The 18,922-nt window shown below is 71.9% G+C and carries 16 protein-coding genes; 7 read left to right on the top strand and 9 right to left on the bottom strand.

Annotated features, from left to right (window positions below; all coding sequences use genetic code 11):
- Nucleotides 1–79: 79 nt before the first annotated feature.
- A complete protein-coding gene (locus AB0N03_RS33880) occupies nt 80–1,501 on the top strand; it encodes a M1 family metallopeptidase (protein ID WP_364380313.1) in 1,422 nt (473 codons plus the stop codon).
- Here the strand turns inward: AB0N03_RS33880 and AB0N03_RS33875 are convergent.
- Entirely contained in the window at nt 1,498–2,337 is an 840-nt protein-coding gene (locus tag AB0N03_RS33875) for a methyltransferase domain-containing protein (protein WP_364380310.1), read from the bottom strand. The genes AB0N03_RS33880 and AB0N03_RS33875 overlap by 4 nt on opposite strands.
- 46 nt (nt 2,338–2,383) lie before the next feature.
- Here AB0N03_RS33875 and AB0N03_RS33870 point away from each other — a divergent pair, with 46 nt between their 5' ends.
- From AB0N03_RS33870 to AB0N03_RS33855, 4 genes are all read left to right on the top strand, one after another.
- Nucleotides 2,384–3,010, top strand: a complete 627-nt coding sequence (locus AB0N03_RS33870; protein WP_364380307.1) for a helix-turn-helix domain-containing protein — start codon at nt 2,384–2,386, stop codon at nt 3,008–3,010.
- A gap of 141 nt (nt 3,011–3,151) precedes the next feature.
- Nucleotides 3,152–5,443, top strand: coding sequence for a glycoside hydrolase family 95-like protein (locus AB0N03_RS33865; protein ID WP_364380304.1), 2,292 nt, complete (start codon nt 3,152–3,154; stop codon nt 5,441–5,443).
- A gap of 25 nt (nt 5,444–5,468) precedes the next feature.
- Nucleotides 5,469–7,745, top strand: a complete 2,277-nt coding sequence (locus AB0N03_RS33860; RefSeq protein WP_364380301.1) for a Tat pathway signal sequence domain protein — start codon at nt 5,469–5,471, stop codon at nt 7,743–7,745.
- 85 nt (nt 7,746–7,830) lie between these two features.
- The gene (locus AB0N03_RS33855; RefSeq protein WP_364380298.1) at nt 7,831–8,811 is read left to right on the top strand and encodes a peptidylprolyl isomerase; all 981 of its coding nucleotides are present in this window, start codon (nt 7,831–7,833) and stop codon (nt 8,809–8,811) included.
- Nucleotides 8,812–8,944: 133 nt separating this feature from the next.
- Here AB0N03_RS33855 and AB0N03_RS33850 read toward each other — a convergent pair whose 3' ends face one another.
- From AB0N03_RS33850 to AB0N03_RS33830, 5 genes are all read right to left on the bottom strand, one after another.
- Entirely contained in the window at nt 8,945–10,687 is a 1,743-nt protein-coding gene (locus AB0N03_RS33850) for an FAD-dependent monooxygenase (protein WP_364380295.1), read from the bottom strand.
- Nucleotides 10,684–12,459, bottom strand: coding sequence for a maleylacetate reductase and hydroxyquinol 1,2-dioxygenase domain-containing protein (locus tag AB0N03_RS33845; protein WP_364380292.1), 1,776 nt, complete (start codon nt 12,457–12,459; stop codon nt 10,684–10,686). The genes AB0N03_RS33850 and AB0N03_RS33845 overlap by 4 nt, the downstream gene beginning before the upstream one ends.
- 73 nt (nt 12,460–12,532) lie before the next feature.
- Nucleotides 12,533–13,744 (bottom strand): helix-turn-helix domain-containing protein, encoded by a 1,212-nt coding sequence (locus AB0N03_RS33840; protein ID WP_364380289.1) that lies wholly within the window; start codon nt 13,742–13,744, stop codon nt 12,533–12,535.
- Entirely contained in the window at nt 13,744–14,628 is an 885-nt protein-coding gene (locus tag AB0N03_RS33835) for a PDR/VanB family oxidoreductase (RefSeq protein WP_364380286.1), read from the bottom strand. Before AB0N03_RS33835 ends, AB0N03_RS33840 begins: the two co-directional genes overlap by 1 nt.
- A 2-nt stretch (nt 14,629–14,630) precedes the next feature.
- The gene (locus tag AB0N03_RS33830) at nt 14,631–15,269 is read right to left on the bottom strand and encodes an MSMEG_1061 family FMN-dependent PPOX-type flavoprotein (RefSeq protein ID WP_364380284.1); all 639 of its coding nucleotides are present in this window, start codon (nt 15,267–15,269) and stop codon (nt 14,631–14,633) included.
- A gap of 68 nt (nt 15,270–15,337) precedes the next feature.
- Between AB0N03_RS33830 and AB0N03_RS33825 the strand changes: the two genes are divergently transcribed.
- Complete coding sequence (locus AB0N03_RS33825) at nt 15,338–15,955, top strand: TetR/AcrR family transcriptional regulator (protein WP_364380281.1); 618 nt, start codon at nt 15,338–15,340, stop codon at nt 15,953–15,955.
- A gap of 8 nt (nt 15,956–15,963) precedes the next feature.
- Here the strand turns inward: AB0N03_RS33825 and AB0N03_RS33820 are convergent, their stop codons facing one another.
- Together AB0N03_RS33820 and AB0N03_RS33815 are read right to left on the bottom strand one after the other, a co-directional pair.
- Nucleotides 15,964–16,329 carry a hypothetical protein gene (locus AB0N03_RS33820; RefSeq protein WP_364380278.1) on the bottom strand — a complete coding sequence of 122 codons (366 nt, stop codon included), beginning with the start codon at nt 16,327–16,329 and terminating at the stop codon, nt 15,964–15,966.
- A 147-nt stretch (nt 16,330–16,476) separates the two neighbouring features.
- Nucleotides 16,477–17,055 carry a response regulator transcription factor gene (locus AB0N03_RS33815; RefSeq protein ID WP_364380275.1) on the bottom strand — a complete coding sequence of 193 codons (579 nt, stop codon included), beginning with the start codon at nt 17,053–17,055 and terminating at the stop codon, nt 16,477–16,479.
- Nucleotides 17,056–17,078: 23 nt separating this feature from the next.
- On the opposite strand from AB0N03_RS33815, the gene AB0N03_RS33810 reads away from it, so the two are divergent.
- Nucleotides 17,079–18,068, top strand: coding sequence for a histidine kinase (locus AB0N03_RS33810; RefSeq protein ID WP_364380272.1), 990 nt, complete (start codon nt 17,079–17,081; stop codon nt 18,066–18,068).
- Here the strand turns inward: AB0N03_RS33810 and AB0N03_RS33805 are convergent.
- On the bottom strand, nt 18,010–18,741 hold the full coding sequence (locus AB0N03_RS33805) for a polysaccharide deacetylase family protein (RefSeq protein WP_364380269.1): 732 nt from the start codon (nt 18,739–18,741) through the stop codon (nt 18,010–18,012). The genes AB0N03_RS33810 and AB0N03_RS33805 overlap by 59 nt on opposite strands.
- Nucleotides 18,742–18,922: the final 181 nt, after the last annotated feature.

Here is an 18,922-nt window from a genome sequence, read left to right as displayed (position 1 = left end):
TACCTGCCTGGCTCGCCGGACTCACCTGTGCCGTGCGAGCCTGGTTCGGTACGTCGGCACGAGGAAAGGTTCGGCACGGGTGATTGCGAAGGCTCCGGCTCCGGCACCCGGCGCGGATACTTCCGGTGATCCCTACCTCCCCGCCCACGGCAACGGCGGCTACCGGGTCCGGCACTACGACCTCAACCTCGATTACAAGGTCGCCCCGAACCGGCTTTCGGCCTCGGCGGTGATCACCGCCGAGGCGACGCAGGCGCTTTCCCGCGTCAGCCTGGACTTCGGCGAGTTCCGGATCAATCGCGTGCTGGTCGACGGGAAGCCCGCGAAGTACCTGAAGCGCGGCGCGAAGCTGCACGTCCGGCCGGCGAAGTCGATCGTGTCGGGTGCCGCATTCACCGTCGAGGTGCACTACGTCGGCAACCCGCGGCCGGTCCGCAGCCGCTGGGGCGACGTCGGCTGGGACGAGCTGACCGACGGCGCGCTGGTGGCGAGCCAGCCGGTCGGCGCGCCCTCGTGGTTCCCGTGCAACGACCACCCGGCGGACAAGGCGGCCTACCGCGTGACCGTGACGACGGCGTCGCCGTACCTGGTCGCGGTCACCGGCACCCTCGTCGAACGGTCCACGTCGGCCAGCACGACGAAGTGGGTGTTCGACCGGTCCGAACCGACCGCGACCTACCTGATGAGCGTGCAGATCGGCCGCTACGACGACGTCGAGCTGTCCGGCCGCGGCTGGTTCCCCCACACGGGGGTGGGATCGCGCCGGCTGAGCCTCGGCATCGGGCGCGCCAGCGGGCAGGTGGAGTCGATCTTCGAGACCGTGCCGCAGCGGGCGGCCGTGCCGTCACGGCTGCGCCGGGCGTTCGACCGCGACTTCGGCCGGCAGGGCCGGATGATGGAGTTCCTGCAGCGGCTGTTCGGCCCGTACCCGTTCGCCGAGTACGTCATCGTCGTCACCGACGACGACCTCGACGACCCGATCGAGGCGCAGGGCATGGCGATCTTCGGCGCCAACCACGTCGACGGCCGCCGCACGTACGAGCGGCTCGTGGTGCACGAGCTGGCCCACCAGTGGTTCGGCAACAGCCTGACGGTGGCCGACTGGCGCCACATCTGGCTGAACGAGGGTTTCGCGACCTACGCCGAGTGGCTGTGGTCGGAGGAGTCGGGCGGGCAGTCGGCGCAGGCACTGGCCCGCGGCTGGCACACGCGGATCAAGGCCCGGCCGGCGGACGTCCGGATCGCCGACCCGGGGGTGGCCCGCATGTTCGACGAGCGCGTCTACAAGCGAGGCGCGCTGACGCTGCACGCGCTGCGAGCGGAGATCGGCGATCCGGCGTTCTTCGCGTTGCTGAAGGCGTGGACGGGTGACCACCGGCACGGCCTGGTGACGACCGAGGGGTTCGTCGCCATGGCGGAAGCGTGTGCGGCGCGGTCGTTGGACGCGTTCTTCACGCGCTGGCTGGGCACCCCGGCGTTGCCGCCGCTGCCCGGGGCCTAGACCGCCCGGGTCGCGTCGACCAGCCAGACCGCGCCGGAAATCCGGACCCCTTCGGGAGTTTCGTACGCCTCGAGCCCCTCCGTCAGCTGCTCCCGCGTCCGTTCGACGAGACCCAGGTCGAGTCCGGCCAGGTTGGTGCGGACCGGTCCCTGGCCGAGGATGAACTCCGCCGCGTCGGCGGCGTCACGGCCGTAGTCCATCGGCGCGGTGACCGGCTCGACGCGGATGCCGTCGAACCCGGCCGCCTCGAGCACCTCGCGGATGCGGGCCGGGTCGACCAGGGACCCCATGCCCCGCGACGCGGGTGACGGTGCGCGCATCAGGGGCTTGAGCGCGGCGGTCGCGCGGGCGTAGTCGCTGTCGGGGCCGCCGCCCTGTGGGCCGAGGAAGGCCAGCCGCCCGCCGGGCCGCAGCCCACGCCGGATGTTGCCGAACGCGGCTACCGCGTCCTCGAAGAACATCACCCCGCCCCGGCTGATCGCGACGTCGAAACCGGCGTCGGCGAAGGGGTGCACCTGGGCGTCGCCCTGCTCGAACCGGACGTTGGCGATGTCCTGCGCCGCCGCGTCGGCGCGGGCGCGTTCCAACATCGGAGCCGAAAGGTCGATCCCGACGACGTGTCCGGGGTCGGCCCGGCGCGCCGCCAGCAGCGTGACGTGGCCGGTGCCGCAGCCGACGTCGAGGACGTGGTCGCCCGGGGCGATCGCGGCGATGCGGAAGAGGTCGTCGTTGAACGCGCCGACGATCGCGTTGTAGCGGGCCCGGTTGCGCGCCCAGTGGACACCCTCCCACCCGTTCCAGGCTTCGGCTTGCCGGGCGTTGGCGATGGCCTGCATGGCTTCCTCCGTTACTAGAGTTCTACTCTAGATGTACACTCCAGTAATGGAACAGCGCAAGAAACGGGTCCGCGATGCCCCGCGGACGCGCCGGCGGATGCTGGAGGCGGCTCGCGAGCTGTTCGTCCTCAACGGGTACGGCGCGACGACCCTCAAGGAGATCGCCGACCGGGCGGACGTCGCCGTGCAGACGATCTACTTCACCTTCGGCAACAAGCGCGTGCTGCTCAAGGAGCTGGTCGACGTCGCGATCGCGGGCGACCTGGAGCCGGTCGCGACGATGGACCGCCCGTGGTTCCGCGAAGTCCTCGCGGCCCCGACGGCCGAGGGCCACCTGCGCCTGCACGTCCGCGGGACGCGCGCGATCCTGGAGCGCGTCGCCCCGATCGTCGAGATGCTGCGCGCGGCCGCCTCGGCCGACCCGGCGATCGCCGGGCAGTGGGACGCCGACGCCGACCCGCGGTTCGCCGTCCACCTCGAAGCCGCCCGGTCCCTGGTGGCCAAGCCGGGCGTGCGGGCCGGGCTGACCGCCGAGCACGTCGCGGACCTGCTGTTCGGGCTGCTGAGCCCGGAGCTCTACCAGGTGTTCGTCCGTGACCGCGGCTGGTCGCCCGAGCGGTGGGAGAGCTGGGCGGCCGACACCCTGGTTTCGCAGATCTGCCGCGGGATCTGACCCACTCGCCGGACCATACATCGGATGTCTCTGCCGCTTTCTGGGTGAACCACCCTGGCCTTTCGGGCCTCTGTCTGCAAACATGGCCGCACGCCGCCTGTGGATCTCGTGAAACGTAGTATGAATCCGAAAGGACGCTTCATGGACGCAGTGTCGCGGCGTACCGTGCTCCGCTCCGCCTCGGTCGCGGCGGGGGCCGCCGCGTTCGGTGGCCTGTGGTCCAGCGCGGCCCCGCCCGCGCTGGCCGCTGGGAACCCGTACCGGGATGTCGCCGCCGACGCGCGCATGGTCTGGAAGCGGCTGCCGAAGAACTGGCAGGAGGGCCCGTTCCTCGCCAACGGCTACCTCGGCGCCCAGGTCTACGCCGGGAAGACGCCGCAGGTCCTCAAGGTGATGCTGAGCCACACCCAGGTGCAGGACCAGCGCGTCCAGTGGGAGGCCGGGATCGGGCTGTCCCGGCTGCCGATCGGCTACCTCACGCTCACCCTGGCCGGCGCGATCACCGCCGTCGACTGGACGCTCGACCTCTACAACGCCGAGCTCGGCGGCACGATCACCACCACGCGGGGCTCGGTCGCCTTCTCCGCCGTCGTGCACAACGACCTGGGCGTGCTGCTCGTCTCGCTGACGCCGAGCGCGGGGGAGACCGGTGCCGCGTGGGCGTTCCAGCCGCTGGAGTCGGCGACCACCCGGACCGTCCGCAAGCCGCCCGAGTACGTCGCGAACCCGGCGCCCGAACTCGGTGACGGGTACTGCGCGCAGCCGATGCTCGCCGGCGGCGGCTACACGACGGCGTGGCGCGAACGCACGATCGGGGCGCGCCGGCTGCTCGCCGCGACCGTCGCCTACAGCTTCCCGGGCACGACGCACACGGCGGACGCGCTCACGGCCGTCCGGAAAGCGCTTGCCGCGAACCCGGACACCCTGCTCGCCCGCCACCGCCGCTGGTGGAACGACTACCACGGCCGCAGCTTCGTTTCGGTGCCCGACAAGCAGGTCCAGCGGTTCTACTGGATCCAGCTCTACAAGATCGCGGCCGCCACGCGGGCGGGCGGGCCGGTCGTCGCCGAGTGGGGCCCGTGGTTCCCCGAGGTCGGCAACAGCTGGACCGCGGTCTGGTGGAACCTCAACGTCCAGGTCACCTACCCGATCGTCAACAGCAGCAACCACCCCGAGCTCGACGCCGTCACCGAGACCTTCCGGCGCGACCACGCGAACCTGGAGACGTCCGTACCGCCGGCCTATCGCGACGGCGACACTTACGCGCTCTCGCACCCGGGCGACTGGCGGCTGCGCCCCGGCGGCACGCGCTCGGTCGGCGTCCCCGGGACGACGTCCAAGACCGACCAGACCGGGAACCTGTTGTGGGGCCTGCACAACGTCTGGCTCGCCTATCGCCACCACCTGGACCGGCGGGTGCTGCGCGACGTCCTGTACCCGACGCTGGCCAAGGCGCTGAACTTCTACCGCCACTTCCTCTTCACCGGTCCCGACGGCTACCTGCACCTGCCGCTGACCCGGTCGCCGGAGTACGCCGACGCGCCCGACTGCACCTACGACCTGTCGCTGATCCGCTGGGCCGCCCGCACGCTCGTCGACACCGCGCGGATCCTGCGCCTCGACGAGCCGCGCGTCCCGATCTGGCGGGAGATCGGCGCGAAACTGGTGCCCTACCACGAAACCGCCGCCGACGGTGTGCTGATCGGCGACGGCGTCCCGCTGGCCGCGTCGCACCGGCACTTCTCGCACCTGCTGTGGCTCTACCCGCTGCGGGAGAAGGTCTGGGACCGCGTGGGCGACCGCGACCTCATGAGGCGGACGTTCCGGCACTGGATCGCCGACCAGACCGCCTGGCACGGCTACAGCTACGCGGCCGCGTCATCGATGAGCTCGGTGATGGACGCGCCCGAGGAAGCGTTGCGGTACCTGAAGTTCTTCCTCGACCGGAACGTCGTCGCCGACACCGAGCTGACCGCGAACACGATGTACCGCGAAGGATCCAACTTCGCGATCGAAAGCCCGATCACCGCCGCTCAGTCCGTGGTGGACATGCTGATGCAGGGCTCCGGCGGCGTGCTCAAAGTCTTCCCGTCGGTGTCGGCGACCTGGCGCGACGCCTCGATCGCGGGCCTGCGCGCGGAAGGCGCGTTCCTCGTGGACGCCTCCCGCCGCGACGGGAAGACGGAGTTCGTGCGCGTGCACAGCGAAGCCGGTGAGCCGCTTGTCCTGCAGCACGGTGTCACCGGCGACGTCGACGTCCGCGACGAGCACGGCCGGCGGCTGCCGTCACGCCCGGTCGGGCCCGGGCGGGTCGCGATCGGGCTGCGGCGCGGCGGCACCGCCGTCGTCACCCCTCGTGGCGGCCGGGCGGACTGCGCGCCCCGGGACGTCCCGGCTATCGGCCCCGCACCGGCGTGGGGCCTGCCGAGCTGAATCCGCTGTCGACAAGGAGGTCGCCATGGACATCACCCGCAGGACCGCGCTCGGTGGTGCGCTCGCCGGGATCGCCGCCGGCGCGGCGGGCGTCACACCCGCGTTCGCCGACGTGCCCGGCAGCGACGACTTCGGCTGGGCCGGGTTCCTCGGCACCGCCGACCTGTACTGGCGCCGGTTGCCGAAGACCTGGTACGAAGGCCCGTTCCTCGGCAACGGGTTCCTCGGCTCGGGCGTCTACGCCGAGCCCGGGCAGAACGCGATCCGGTTCAACGTCCAGCACAGCCAGGTCCAGGACCACCGCCCGGAGTTCGGCTCGCTCTTCGGCCTGGCCCGGCTGCCGATCGGGTACTTCACCCTCGAGCCGGTCGGCGCGATCACCGCGATCGACTGGCGGATGGACCTCTGGAACGCCGAGCTGACCGGCACGATCACGACCGTGGTGGGCAGCCTGAGCCTGCGGGCGATCGTCCACACCGGACAGTCGCTGGTGGCCGTCGAGATCCGGCCATCCGAAGGGGAACGGGCGTTCAAGTGGGTGTTCCACCCGGCGGTGGCGGTCAGCCCGCGCGCCGATCCGGTGTGGAACAAGCCGCCGCCCGCCGGCTACACGGCGAACCCGCCGGTGCAGCTGTCCGGCAGCGGTGACGCGCGGCTGGCCGTCCAGCCGCTGCTGGCCGGCGGCGAGCACGTGACGGCCTGGCGGGAGGTCACCCGCGGCGGCGCGCGCACGCTGTACACGTCGGTGGCGTGGTCGCACCCGGCGAAGACGTCGGCGGCGCGGGCGCTCTCGACGGTCCGCCGTGCCCTGCCGTTCGGTGCCCTGACCCAGGACCACCGGCGCTGGTGGCACGACTACTACCGGCACAGTTTCCTGTCCATTCCGGACACCCGGTTGCAGAGCTTCTACTGGATCCAGCTGTACAAGATCGCGTCGGCGGCGCGGCGCGAGGCGCCGGTGATGGCGACGTCCGGTCCGTGGCTGGAGAACACGCCGTGGCCGGCGACGTGGTGGAACCTCAACGTCCAGCTCGAGTACTGGCTCATCCACGGTTCGAACCACCTGGAGCTGGACGCCGTCAGCTACACCCTCGACAAGTACCGGAGCACCCTGACCAGCCAGGTCGCGTCGCCGTACCAGGCCGACTCCGCGGGCATCCCGCGCACGACCGACATGACGCTGCTCAACGGCGTCTCCAACGCCACGAGCGGGTTCCCCGTCGGGGTCCCGGGGCAGGACCCGCCGACCCCGGAGGTCGGCAACCTGACGTGGGCGCTGCACAACGTGTGGCTGTCCTACCGCCACACGATGGACCGGAAGCTGCTGTCGGGCACACTGTTCCCGTTGCTGCGCAAGGCGATCAACTACTACTTGCACTTCCTCGCGCCGGGCCCGGACGGGAAGCTGCACCTGCCGCCGACGTTCTCGCCCGAGTACGGCGTCGACGCCCCGGACTGCAACTACGACCTGTCGTTGATCCGCTGGGGCTGCAAGACGCTGCTGGAGACCGCGCCCGGCGACCCGCTGGCGCCGCAGTGGCGGAACGTCCTGGCTTCGCTGGTGGACTACCCGGCCGATGTGAACGGGTACATGATCGGCGCGGGTGTGCCGTTCGCCAAGTCGCACCGGCACTACTCGCACATGCTGCAGATCTACCCGCTCTACGACGTCACGTGGGAGCAGCCGGAGCACCGGCAGATCATCGAGACGTCGCTGAACCACTGGGTCGGCTTCGAGGGCGCGCTGCAGGGGTACACGTTCACCGGGGCGGCGTCGATCTCGGCGCAGATGCTGCGTGGCGAGCAGGCGGCGTTCTACCTGGGCGAGCTGCAGCGCCGGTACATCCAGCCGAACACGATGTACAAGGAGTCGGGGCCGGTCATCGAGACGCCGTTGTCGGCGGCGAAGTCCCTGCAGGACATGCTGGTCCAGAGCTGGGGTGGCGTGGTCCGGCTGTTCCCGGCGGTACCCGCGGCCTGGGGCGACATCGCGCTGCGGGACTTCCGCACCGAGGGCGCGTTCCTGCTGAGCGCGTCCCGGGCGGGCGGGAAGACGCGCTGGCTGAAGGTGCACAGCGAGGCGGGGGCGCCGTGCGTGCTGCGGCCGGGCATTGAGGGCGAGCTGGCGGTGACGGACGCGCGAGGTCGTGCGCGGCGCTGGCGGCGGGCGGCGAACGGGGACGTTCAGGTGGAGCTGGGCCGCGGTGAGGACGCCTTCGTGTACCGGAAGGTGGATCGGCCGGACTTCGGGGTGCGGCCGGTCGCGCCGGGCGGGGCGAGCGCGCCGTGGGGGTTGCCGTGAGGGGCTGATCGGGCAGGCTTTCCGCGTTCGCACCCGGCAAGCGGGCCCGCACGGCAGAATGGGCTCCCTGACGAGGGGAGCGGGGATGAGCGAGCCGGGGCAGCGGCCGGGCTGGGACAGTCCGAACGGGGCACCGCCCCAGCCGCCGGGGTACGCCGCGGGTGGGCCGCACCAGCCCTACCAGCAGTTCTCCCAGTACCCGCAGTGGCAGCCGCCGGTGCCGCCGAAGAAGACGTCGCCCGCCGCCATCGTGCTGATCGTCGGCTCGGTCGTCGTCGTCATCCTGATGGCGCTGGCCTTCCTGGCCTGGGGCTACCCCGGGTTCCTGCGCGAGCCGGACGCCAAGGGCGCCATCGGGACCTCGCCCGCCACGTCGGCGACGGTCGCGTCGCCGACTCCTGTGACCACCGTCCCGAGTGTCCCGGCGGCGCAGCCGGGCGGCGCGCGGGCCCCGCTGCCGAAGCGCACGAAACCCCTGGCCGACCCGGTGACGTGCGCCTTCACGCCGGACCCGGCCTCGCCGGCGCCGAAGAAGGTCGCCCCGCCGCCCGACGGCCCGGCGTCGTCGTCCGGCACGGCCCGGGTGTCCCTCGCCACGAGCGCCGGCGACATCGGCCTCACGCTCGACCGCGCGCTCGCCCCCTGCACCGTGGTCAACTTCCTGAGCCTGGTGAAACAGGGGTTCTACGACGGCACGGCGTGCCACCGGCTGTCCGTGACGTCCGGGCTGCAGATGCTCCAGTGCGGCGACCCGGTGGGCGACGGCACCGGCGGCCCCGGCTACACGATCCGCGACGAGGTGTTCCCCGAGCTGACGTACGGCCGCGGCGTCCTCGCCATGGCGAAGACGGCGGAGCCCGACTCGGGTGGGTCCCAGTTCTTCCTGGTCTTCGGCAACGTCCAGATTTCGCCGGAGTACACGGTGTTCGGCAGCATCGACGACGCGGGCCTCGGCGTCCTGGACAACGTCGCCCGCGGCGGCATCGACCCGGCCCGTCCCGGCATCGGCGACGGCAGCGGACCCCCGAAGATCCCGGTCACCTTCACCCAGGTCACCACCCCGTGAAGGAAGAGCCGACACGCGTGATTGAAGGGTCGACACGCGTGATTTGAGGGTCGACACGAGCTACCGCGGCCGGCCTCGCCGTGTCGTCGCCTCAATCACGCGTGTCGACCTCCTGATCACGCGTGTCGACCCCTCACTCACGGTCGAGGAGCGACTTCAGGGCCCTCAGGAGGGACTTCGCCGCTTCGGCGTCGGCTGTGCGGTGGCGCCAGGCGACGTAGCCGTCCGGACGGATCAGGAGGCAGCCGTCCTCGTCGATGCCGCTGAGGCGGGACCAGTCGCCGTACGCGTCGCGGCCTTCCGGGTCGCCGACGCGGACCGCGCGCAGGTCGAGGCCCAGCTCCGCGCCCACCTTGGCCGCCGCGTCGCGCCACGCCGTGCCGGTCAGGCCGGTCAGCACGGTCCAGCGGCCGCCGCCGACGAGGTCCAAAGTGGACACCCGGCGCCCGTGCGGGCCGACCAGCCACGCGTGGGGCAGCTTCGCTCCCGGCTCGGTGCTCGGCCGGTGGAACAGCTCGGCGTCCCGCTCCGATGAAGCCACGACCCCGTCCGGCAGCACCGCGCCCGAGGCGTACCGCTGGTCCATCTCGACGCCGTGGGCGTTGAACTCGTAGTGCTTCAGCTCGATGGCCTTCTCCAGCTCACGCCGTTTCAGCGCGCCCTCGGCCGTGGGCGCGAGGCAGGTCTCGAGCCCGGCGGTGATGCCGTCGGCGTCGGTGTCGCCGCTGATGCCCAGCGCGGCGAAGATCGGCCCGAACTGGTCGCGGCTCAGGTTCGCACGGTCCACGATCTGCTTGCCGACCGGCGCCCGCTCGGCGCTGTAGCTGTCCAGCAGCCCTTCGCCCGCTTCGCCGCGAAGCACCATCGCGAGCTTCCACGCGAGGTTGTAGGAGTCCTGGATCGAGGTGTTCGAGCCCAGCCCGTTGGACGGCGGGTGCCGGTGCACCGCGTCCCCGGCGCAGAACACCCGGCCACCGCGGTATTCCGTCGCATAGTTGTGGTTGACCGTCCACAGGGACGTCGAGGTGATCTCGACCGCCAGCGAAGGATCGCCGACCAGGTCGCGCACCAGCCGCGTCGCCTCTTCGACGTCGACCTCCGGCGGGGCCTGCTCGATGTCGTAACCCCAGGTCAGCAGCCATTCGTTCCACGGCCGCACCATCCGGACCAGGCCCATCCCGATCCCGCCGAGGTGCGCGCCGGGCCGCATCACCCAGTACAGGACGCTCGGGCGGTGCGCCACGTACGGCGTGAGGTCGGCGGTGAACGTGATGTTCATGCTGCCCGCCTTGCCGGTCTGCCCGGCGATCGGCAGGCCGGCCTGCTCGGCGACGCGGCTGCGCGCGCCGTCCGCGCCGACGAGGTACCTGGCGCGCAGGGTGAACTCGTCGCCGCGGACGCGATCGCGGAACCGCGCGGTGACGCCGTCTTCGTCCTGCGTGAAGTCGAGGAATTCCGTGTCCAGCCGCAGTTTCGCGCCGCGCGCGGCGGCTTCGCTCGCCAGGATCGGCTCGAGGTAGGTCTGCGGCAGGTCGATCATGTGGCACGGGCTGGCCGCGCCGTACTCGGCCGCCGAGGCGTCACCGGTGCCCCAGCTCGCGATGCGGCCGATCTCCGGCCCGGTCAGGGACGTGCAGAGGACGGTGTCGCCCATCAGCTCCGGCGGCGTGCCGACGGCCAGGGCCTGCTGCTCGACGCCGAGGTCGCGCAGCACCTCCATGGTGCGCTGGTTGGTGATGTGCGCGCGGGGCGTGTTGGCCGTCCAGCCGTACTTGGTGGCCAGCACGGTCGGCACGCCGTAGGTGGCGAGCAGCAGCGCGGCGGATCCGCCGGCCGGCCCGCTGCCGACCACGATGACGTCGGTGTCATAGCTCATTCGCTGCTCCCTGAGATGCGGAAGGTGAACTCGAGCCGGCGCCCGTCTTCCCCGGGCCGCTCGGCGAAGTCGACGATCAGGCCGTCCTTGACGCCGAACACGGTGTCGGAGTCGAGGTAGTCGCCCCCGGCGACGAACAGCTGGGTGATCAGCGTCCGGTAGCCGGGCTTGGCGATCATGAAGTGCACGTGCGGCGCCCGGTACGGGTGCCGGCCGACGGCGTCGAGCATCTGCCCCACCGGGCCGTCGGCGGGGATCGGGTACGCGCTCGGCACGATCGTGCGGAAGCGCAGCCTGCCCTCGGCGTCGGTGCGGAAGCGGGCGCGCAGCACCGGGCCGTCGACGTCGGGCAGCTGGACGTCGTAGAAACCGTCCTCATTGGACTGCCAGACGTCGACGATCGCGTCCGGGACGGGCTGGTCGTCGGTGTCGGTGACGCGGACGTCGGTCCACAGTGGAGTGCCTGGCAGCCCCTCGGCCAGGTCGGCGCCCTGCGGGGTCTCCGGGGGACCGTCCACGTAGAACGGGCCGAGCACGGCCGACGGCGTGGTGTCGGGCGTGCGCGAGTTGGTCAGGACGTCGACGACGCTCGACACGCCGAGGGTGTCCGACAGCAGGATGAACTCCTGCCGGGTGTCGGTGGTGAGGTGGCCGGCGCGGGTCAGGAAGCCGATCGCGTACTCCCACTCGTCCTGCGTGAGGTCGGTGCGGATCGCGTAGCCGTGCAGCGTCTCGACCAGGTCCGTGAGGAGCTCGCGGACGCGGTCCGGCGCGGCGGCGAAGCTGTCGACGACCTGTTTCGTGAGCGCCTTGAGGCTCGGGGGCGCGGCCGGGCGGGTGCCGTTCAGGGCTTGGCGGAGCAGGTCCGCCTCCGGCTCGCCGGCGATGTCGGCTTCGGTGAGCCCCAGCTCGGCCAGCGAGTGCGGGATCGGAAGGCAGTGCGCAAGTTCGAAGACGTCGCCGGCGTCGGCAAGTCCTTTGTGGGCCATGACGTACGGGAGGAGGACGGCGTGCGTTTCTGCGTGCGGCAAGCCGAACTTGCCGCCGAGGAGGTGGCAGAGCCGGTGGTGCAGGCCCATCTCGACGGCGTCGAGGCAGGTGCCGGCCAGCCACGCCCCGCGCAGGGCGTCGGTGCGAGCGTCCACATCGGACGGATCCTGCGCCAGGCGCGGCAGAGCGCTCGTGAGCAGCCTTGTCGCCTCGGCCGCGAGCAGATCGGTCATCGGGTTCGCGTCCGGGGCGTAGCGGGCCTCGACGGCGTGGGCGAGCGCGTTGAGCCCGCTGGCGGCGGAGAAGGGCACGGGCAGCCCGAGCGTGAGGTCGACGTCGTAGAGGACCGTTTCCGGCCGGACCTTCGGGGTCTTCTGCGTGGTCTTGCGGCCGTCGGCGGTCTGACCGAGGACTTCGGTGAGCTCGGAGCCCGCGTAGGTCGTCGGGACGATCAGCTGTGGCAGGTCGGTGTGCAGGGCGATCGCCTTGGCCAGCCCGGTGGCCGAGCCGCCGCCGACGGCGACGACACCATCGACGTCGTGCTCGGCGACGACCTTGAGCGCGCGCTCGGTGACGTCGACGGGGGTGTGCATGGCGGCGTCTTCGAAGCGCGCGGCCAGCAGGGGGCCGAGCACGTCGGCGGCCTGCCCGGCGTACCGGGGGCTGCTGACGAGCAGGACGCGCCGGAGTCCGAGGCGGCGGGCCTCGTCACCGAGGGTGCTGAGCGTGCCGCGGCCGAAGACCACCCGAACGGGGTTCGCGGCGTAGGTGAACGAGGTCATGCGGGGGAGTATCCGGCTGTGGCGGGGCGCGGTCCTGCACGTTCGTGCTGCGGGGCGGCACGAAAAGCGCGTGTCAGCCCGCCCGGCGCAGCGCCGCTGGCGTGGTGCCGAGCTGGGCTCGCAGCACCCGCGTCAAGTGCTCCTGGTGGGAAAAGCCGCAGCGGGCCGCGATCTCGGCGATCGGGTCGTCGCCCGTGCGCAGCAGCAGCCCCGCCTGCTCGACCCGCAGCCGCAGCAGGAACCGGTGCGGGGGCAGGCCCGTGCGGGCCTTGAACTGCCGCGAAAACTGGCTCACGCTCAGCCCGGCGAGCGCGGCCAGCTCCGCCAGCGGCACCGGCTCGGCCAGGCGTTCGGCCATCAGGTCGCGGACCCGCGCGAACTGCCGGTCGGAGAGTCCGCGCGCCGGGGCGGGCTCTGGGGCCGGGCCGGCGCGGTGGCGGCGGACCAGCTGCGCCGCGATGAGCGCGCCCAGCTGGTCGGCGTAGGTGCGGGCGCCCGGCTCCCAGTCGCGGACGACGCCGTCGAGGCTGAGCACCAGCTGTTCGAGCAGGGGGTCGGAGCTGCCGAGCTCCTCGGCGAGCCGGACGGGCGCGTGCTCGCCGGCGGATTCCTGCACGGCGTCGTCGGCGATGTACACGTGCACGGTTTCGAGCTCCCCGCCGAGCTCGACCGACAGATCGGCGTGCGACGGTTGCAGGAACAGCCCGCCGGCGGGCATCCGCCGGCTGCGCTCGCGCGGGGTCCCGATGCCGCGCCGGACCGTCACGGGGCCGTCGAGGTGCAGGATCAGCTGGTGGCTGCGGGCCGCCGCGAACTCGGCGCGGTAGGGACGTTCCCGCTGCTTGGAGACGTAGACCCGGTCCCAGCCGAGCCCGGCGCTGGTCCGTTCGGGCCGGACCCAGGGCAGCGCGAGGATACCGTTGGTGTCGGTCAGCCCGAGTTCGCCCACGCCTGCCTCCTCGACGTCGAGGCTGCCCGCGATGGTACGCGAACCCGGCCGGACGACTCGCGTACTCAGCCGGACGACACAGCCACGAGCGGCGTGTCGTCCATCCCGGTACGCGTGTCGTCCGGCTGGGTCAGCCGGGGGCGGCTCGGCCATCCAGCCCTCGTTGTCCAGGGTCGGCATCCGCAGCCCGGCCTGGCCGACGCGCGGGAAGAACAGCCGCACGGCCTGGTCGTCGCCCGCCACCTCCAGGTCCGCCACCCCGGGACCGCCGAGCGTGATGGTCCGGAACGCCGGGCTGGGCGCAGTGTTCGCCAGGACTTCGAGAGTGATCATCATCAGACGTCCAGCACGAGCCGCGGCGACGACGCCCGTGACACGCACGCGTACATCCGCCCCGCAGGCGCGCCGATTTCGTCGCGGTGCTCGGGTTCGCCCTCGAGAACCGACAGCTCACAGCTCCCGCAGACGCCTTCGCGGCACCCCGAGGGCACCGGCCGCCCGGCGTGGTTCAACGCGTCGAGCAGGGACTCGTCGGCCGGGACCCGGATCGTCGCCCCGGACCGCGCGCACACCACCTCGAACGGCTCGTCCGGCCCGAAGACGCGCCGCGTGGGCTGGAAGCGTTCGGCGTGCACCCGCGGGAACACCGCCTCCGCCGCGGCCAGCATCGACGCCGGCCCACAGCAGTAGACCGCACCCGAGAAATTCACGAAGTCAGCGAGATCCGGCCGTCCGCCAGAGAACAGCCGCACGCGTTCGCCATACGCGGCAACGAGTTCCGACGCGAACGGCATGGTCGAAGCCGAGCGCCCCACGTACACGAGCGAAGCGGCGGCCCCGGCGGAGACGGCCGCCCGCAGCATCGGCACGATCGGCGTGATCCCGATCCCGCCCGCCAGGAACAGGTATTCCGATGCGGGCCGCAGCGGGAAGTGGTTGCGCGGCGAAGAAACCTCGAGGGTGCGGCCCGGGCGGAGGTACCAGTGGACGTACTCCGAGCCGCCCCGGCTCAGCGGATCGAGCCGGACCGCGATCCGGTACGCCGAGAGGTCGCCGGGGTCACCGCACAGCGAGTACTGCCGCGTCAGCCAGTTCGGCAGCGCGAGGTCGACGTGCGCGCCCGGCTCCCACGCTTCGAGGGGCCCTTCGTCACCGCGAAGCACCAGCGAGACGACGTCGTCGGCGACGCGCTCGACGCGGTCCAGCATTGTTTTCTGCATGGTCAGTACAACTTCCGGTAGCTGTCTTCGAGGATCTGCTCGAACACCGCCGGGTCGACGGCCACGCCCAGCTGGTCGGTGACGATCTCGCCGGCCGACGGCAGCTCCGCGGCCAATGCCTGGCTGGCCGGGTCCCAGAGACGCGACCGCAGCAGCGCCCGCCCGCAGTGGAAGTACGTTTCGGCGACCTCGACGATGATCGCCAGCATCGGCGCCTTGGCTTCGGTGCGCATCCGGGTGAGCACGTCCGGGTCGTCGGTGACGTACGCGCGTCCGTTGACGCGCAGGGTCTCCCGCAGGCCGGGGATGAGGAAGAGCAGGCCGACGCCGTCGCTCTCGGCGATGTTGCGGAACGAGTCGGCGATCTTGTTGCCGGGCCGGTCGGGCAGCGCGAGCGTGTGCTCGTCGAGGACCTTCACGAAACCCGGGTAGTCGCCGCGGGGTGAGCAGTCCGTGCGGCCCGCCGCGTCGGCCGAGGCGAGGGCGAGGAACGGAGCGTGGGCGATGAAGCGGCGGGCGTGCTTGTCGACGTGGTCGAGCTTCTTGCCCTCGATCATCTCTTCGGGGGCGCCCAGCCGGCTCCGGACCTCGGCCATGGAGACCCGCCGGTACCGCGTGTTCAGCGTGTTTGTGCTGGTCATGGCATAATTATGAGCAAATATTCAGGTCTTGCGCTACTCGCTTTTCGAGACGCGCCGAAGGGAGCGACGTGTCGTCGGACCAGCGCCGCATCCAGCCACGTAAACAGCCGCGGCAGGTCCGCGCCGAGCTGACCCGGCAGCGGATCCTGACCGCGGCTGCTCACGTTTTCGGCGAGCACGGCTACGCCGCCGGCACCACCAACCGCATCGCCGAGCGGGCCGGGATCTCCATCGGCTCGCTGTACCAGTACTTCCCGAACAAGGACGCGATCCTCGCCGAGCTGCTCGTCCGGCACCTCGACGACGGCGCGGCGATCGCCGAGCGTGTCCAGCGCGAAGCGCTACCGGGACCGATCGAGGAGATCTTCCGCCTCTTCGTCCGCGGCGCGATCGAGAGCCACCTCGACGAGCCCCGGCTGCTGCGGGTGCTGCTGGAGCAGGCCCCGAAGTCGAACGACGTCCTCGAGCGGGTCGAACGGCTCAAGACGGACCTGGCCGCGTACCTGCGGGCGCTCTTGGACGAGCACCCCGAGGTCCGGGTCACCGACACCGAGACGGCGGCCCGGCTGATCGTCACGACGGTCGAGCTGGTGATCCACCAGCTCGTGGCCGACCACGAGCCGGTGGACACCGGATGCCTGGAGACCGAGCTGGTCGCGATGCTGACGCGCTACGTCAAGGGGTGAACCCCGGCTCACGCGTTCGCGCGGCGGAGGCGTTCGGCCGCCTGCGCGCGGACCGCGTCGCCGGACACGGGGGGATCGCCGTGCAGCGCTTCCCACCGGGCGTTGTGCGCCGCCGCCCACAGGCTCGCCGCCCATGCGACCTCCTGCTCCTCCGCGGTGTACCGGCGGCCGCGAAGGTCCTGGTAGGCCGCGAGGAACGCGGCGGAACTCCCGATCGGGGCGAGCGTCGGCGGGGAGTCACTGGCGAACGCCCCGGACGCCGCGCCGGCCAGCGCCGCCTCCGGCTGCCACGCCAGGCTGTCCCAGTCGTGCACGGCCCGGATGTCGTCGTGCCAGCGGAGGTTCTGCGCTTCGAAGTCGGCGTGGCCCAGCACGCACGGCAGGTCCGTGGCCAGCCTTCACCACGACTTCCCGGCCGTCGGCCAGCCGCAGCCCGACGACCGCCGAGAGCGAGGTGCGCTCGAACAGCACCTCGCCCGGGACGCTGCCCAGGTGCTCCGCGCACCAAGCCGGGAGCCAGTTCACCGGTCCCTGGCCACGAGCGCCGCCTGCGTGCGGCTGGTGACACCCAGCTTGGCCAGCACGTTCCCGACGTGCGCCTTGACCGTCCGCTCGGCCAGCCGCAGCCGCGTCGCGATGTCCCGATTGGACAGTCCTTCGCCGAGCAGCTCCAGGACGTCGCGTTCGCGCGGGGTCAGCGCGCCGCCGCCGCTCAGTGCCGAGGCCGCCGCCGGGCTCAGCGCGGTCACGCCCTGGTGCGCGGCGCGGACGGCGGCCGCGAGCTCGTCGCCGGAGGAGTCCTTGAGCACGAACCCGGCCGCGCCCGCGGTGAGCGCTTCGCGGATCTCGCGGGGACGGCCGACCGTGGTCAGCATCAGGACGCGCGGCGCCGGGGTCCGCAGCCGGCGCAGGACTTCGAGGCCGTCCATGCCGGGCAGGTAGAGGTCGAGCAGGACGACGTCGGCTTCCACGGGCGAGGCCAGCAGTTCCGGCCCGCTCGCGTACTGCGCGACGACGTCGAGGTCCGGCCGCGCGCCCAGGATCAGGGCGATGCCCTCGCGCACGAGCGCGTGGTCGTCGACGACCTGAACCCGGATCATGCTCGCACTCTAGTGTCGGGCGCATGCGCCAGTCCCTCGTCACGACGGCCGCGGCCGCGGCGGTGTTCTTCGCCGGCGGGGCCTGGACCCCGCACCAGGGCTGGGTCGCGGCGCTGCTCAGCGCCGTCCAGCTGGTCCCGCTGCTGTGGTCGCGCCGGGCGCCGGCCGCCGTGCTGGTGGCCGTCACCCTCGCGACGGCCGGGCACCTGCTGCTCGACCAGCCGCGCAACACGATGTACGTGCCGGTGCTGCTCGCGCTCTACAGCACCCCGCGGCGGTGGCTCGCGGCCGCGGCGGCGCTCGTCGTCGGCGGCGCCGTGTTCCCGGCGAAGGGTCCGTTCGACGGCACGGTCCTGGCCCTCACGATCTGCGCGGTCGCCTGGCTGCTCGGCGCCGAACGCCGGCGCGCGCTCGCCGACCGGGCCGAGCGCGCGGCCCGGCAGCTGCACGACACCCTCGCCCAGACCACGGCCGTGATGCTCGTGCAGGCGGAGACGCTGCGCGCGGTCGGCGACCTGACCGACGCCGACCGCGAACGCCTCGACACCCTCTTGGCCGCCGGGCGCGGTGCCCTCACGCTGGTCCGGCGCACGCTCGACGACCTCCGGGACGACTCCGAGCGGGCGCCGGACCTCGCCGAGGTGCTGGCCCGGCTGCGCACCGCGGGCCTGGTCCTCGAGCGCGACCCGGTGCTGCCCGCCCTGCCGCGTCCGGTGCGCGAGCTGGCCGAGCGGTTCGTCGCGGAGACGGCGGTGAACGCCTTGCGGCACAACGGTCCTGGTGCCCGTCTCCGGTTCGACGTCGAAACCGGCGACCGGGTGACGATCACCGCGCGCAACCCGCTGAAAGGCAGTCCGCGCGCGGGCGGGGGTTACGGACTGGCCGGGCTCGCGGAGCAGGCCGCGGCGGCCGGGGGAGCCCTGACGCACGGGCCGCGGGACGGCGAGTGGGTCGTCAGTGTCGAGCTGCCAGCAGCTGCGACACGGTCACGAACCGGTAGCCGCGCAGCTTGAGCTGGTCGACGACCGGCCCGATCGCCTGCCGCGTCTGCTCGCGCGAGCCGTACATGGCGTGCAGCAGCACGATCGAGCCCGGGCGGACCTGGTCGAGCGTGGTGCGCTCGACGGTGGCGGCGTCCGGGATGCCCTCGGAGTCGGGTTCGACGTCCCAGGTGATCGTGGTGCGGTTGTGTTCGGCGAGGTAGTGCGGCAGCGCGAAGAGCTTCTTGCCGTTCGGGGGCCGGAACAGGATCTCGCCGGTGTAGCCCGAGGCCCGGATGAGGGCGTCGGTGGCCTCGACCTCGTCGGCGACCCAGGCCGGTGTCACGCCGATCATCCGCTCGTGGCTGAAGCTGTGGTTGCCGAGTTCGTGCCCCGCTGCGGCGATGGCGCGCGCGAGATCGGGGTGCGCGGCGATGTCCCGGCCGATGAGGAAGAAGGTAGCGGGCACGTCACGACTGCGAAGCGTGTCGAGGATGACTTGCGTACCGTCCGGGTCGGGTCCGTCGTCGAAGGTGAGCGCGACGATCTTCTCGGTGGTCTCGACGCGGTTCACCAGGGTGCCGAAGAACTGGAAGGTCCGCGACTTCGACACTTCGAACAGCGTGAACGCGGCGGCGAGGACGACGACCAGCACGCACGCCACGACGATGGTCCACTTCCGCGCGCGGCGGGATTTCAAGATCATGGCGCCACCCTGGCGACGGCCCGCTCAGCCGGGAAGCCGCGAAGGTACTAGTACCAAAGCCGTGAAGGCCACCTTCAGGAACTCTAACTTCCTGTTGAGTCCCAGCTGATGTGACACAGTTTGTGTCTCTCGGCATGTGACACACCCGGGTCGGGTGATATTCGGGGTCTGTCGCTTGATC

The organism is Amycolatopsis sp. NPDC051061, assembly GCF_040682935.1.
GTDB lineage: Bacteria > Actinomycetota > Actinomycetes > Mycobacteriales > Pseudonocardiaceae > Amycolatopsis.
This window is presented reverse-complemented; position numbering and strand designations above follow the sequence as displayed.

Coding starts and splice junctions, on each gene's coding strand:
- AB0N03_RS33875 (WP_364380310.1), bottom strand. CDS start 2,337: ATGCAGGCCATCGCCAACGCCCGGCAAGCCGAAGCCTGGAACGGGTGG.
- AB0N03_RS33870 (WP_364380307.1), top strand. CDS start 2,384: ATGGAACAGCGCAAGAAACGGGTCCGCGATGCCCCGCGGACGCGCCGG.
- AB0N03_RS33865 (WP_364380304.1), top strand. CDS start 3,152: ATGGACGCAGTGTCGCGGCGTACCGTGCTCCGCTCCGCCTCGGTCGCG.
- AB0N03_RS33860 (WP_364380301.1), top strand. CDS start 5,469: ATGGACATCACCCGCAGGACCGCGCTCGGTGGTGCGCTCGCCGGGATC.
- AB0N03_RS33855 (WP_364380298.1), top strand. CDS start 7,831: ATGAGCGAGCCGGGGCAGCGGCCGGGCTGGGACAGTCCGAACGGGGCA.
- AB0N03_RS33850 (WP_364380295.1), bottom strand. CDS start 10,687: ATGAGCTATGACACCGACGTCATCGTGGTCGGCAGCGGGCCGGCCGGC.
- AB0N03_RS33845 (WP_364380292.1), bottom strand. CDS start 12,459: ATGACCTCGTTCACCTACGCCGCGAACCCCGTTCGGGTGGTCTTCGGC.
- AB0N03_RS33840 (WP_364380289.1), bottom strand. CDS start 13,744: ATGATGATCACTCTCGAAGTCCTGGCGAACACTGCGCCCAGCCCGGCG.
- AB0N03_RS33835 (WP_364380286.1), bottom strand. CDS start 14,628: ATGCAGAAAACAATGCTGGACCGCGTCGAGCGCGTCGCCGACGACGTC.
- AB0N03_RS33830 (WP_364380284.1), bottom strand. CDS start 15,269: ATGACCAGCACAAACACGCTGAACACGCGGTACCGGCGGGTCTCCATG.
- AB0N03_RS33815 (WP_364380275.1), bottom strand. CDS start 17,055: ATGATCCGGGTTCAGGTCGTCGACGACCACGCGCTCGTGCGCGAGGGC.
- AB0N03_RS33810 (WP_364380272.1), top strand. CDS start 17,079: ATGCGCCAGTCCCTCGTCACGACGGCCGCGGCCGCGGCGGTGTTCTTC.
- AB0N03_RS33805 (WP_364380269.1), bottom strand. CDS start 18,741: ATGATCTTGAAATCCCGCCGCGCGCGGAAGTGGACCATCGTCGTGGCG.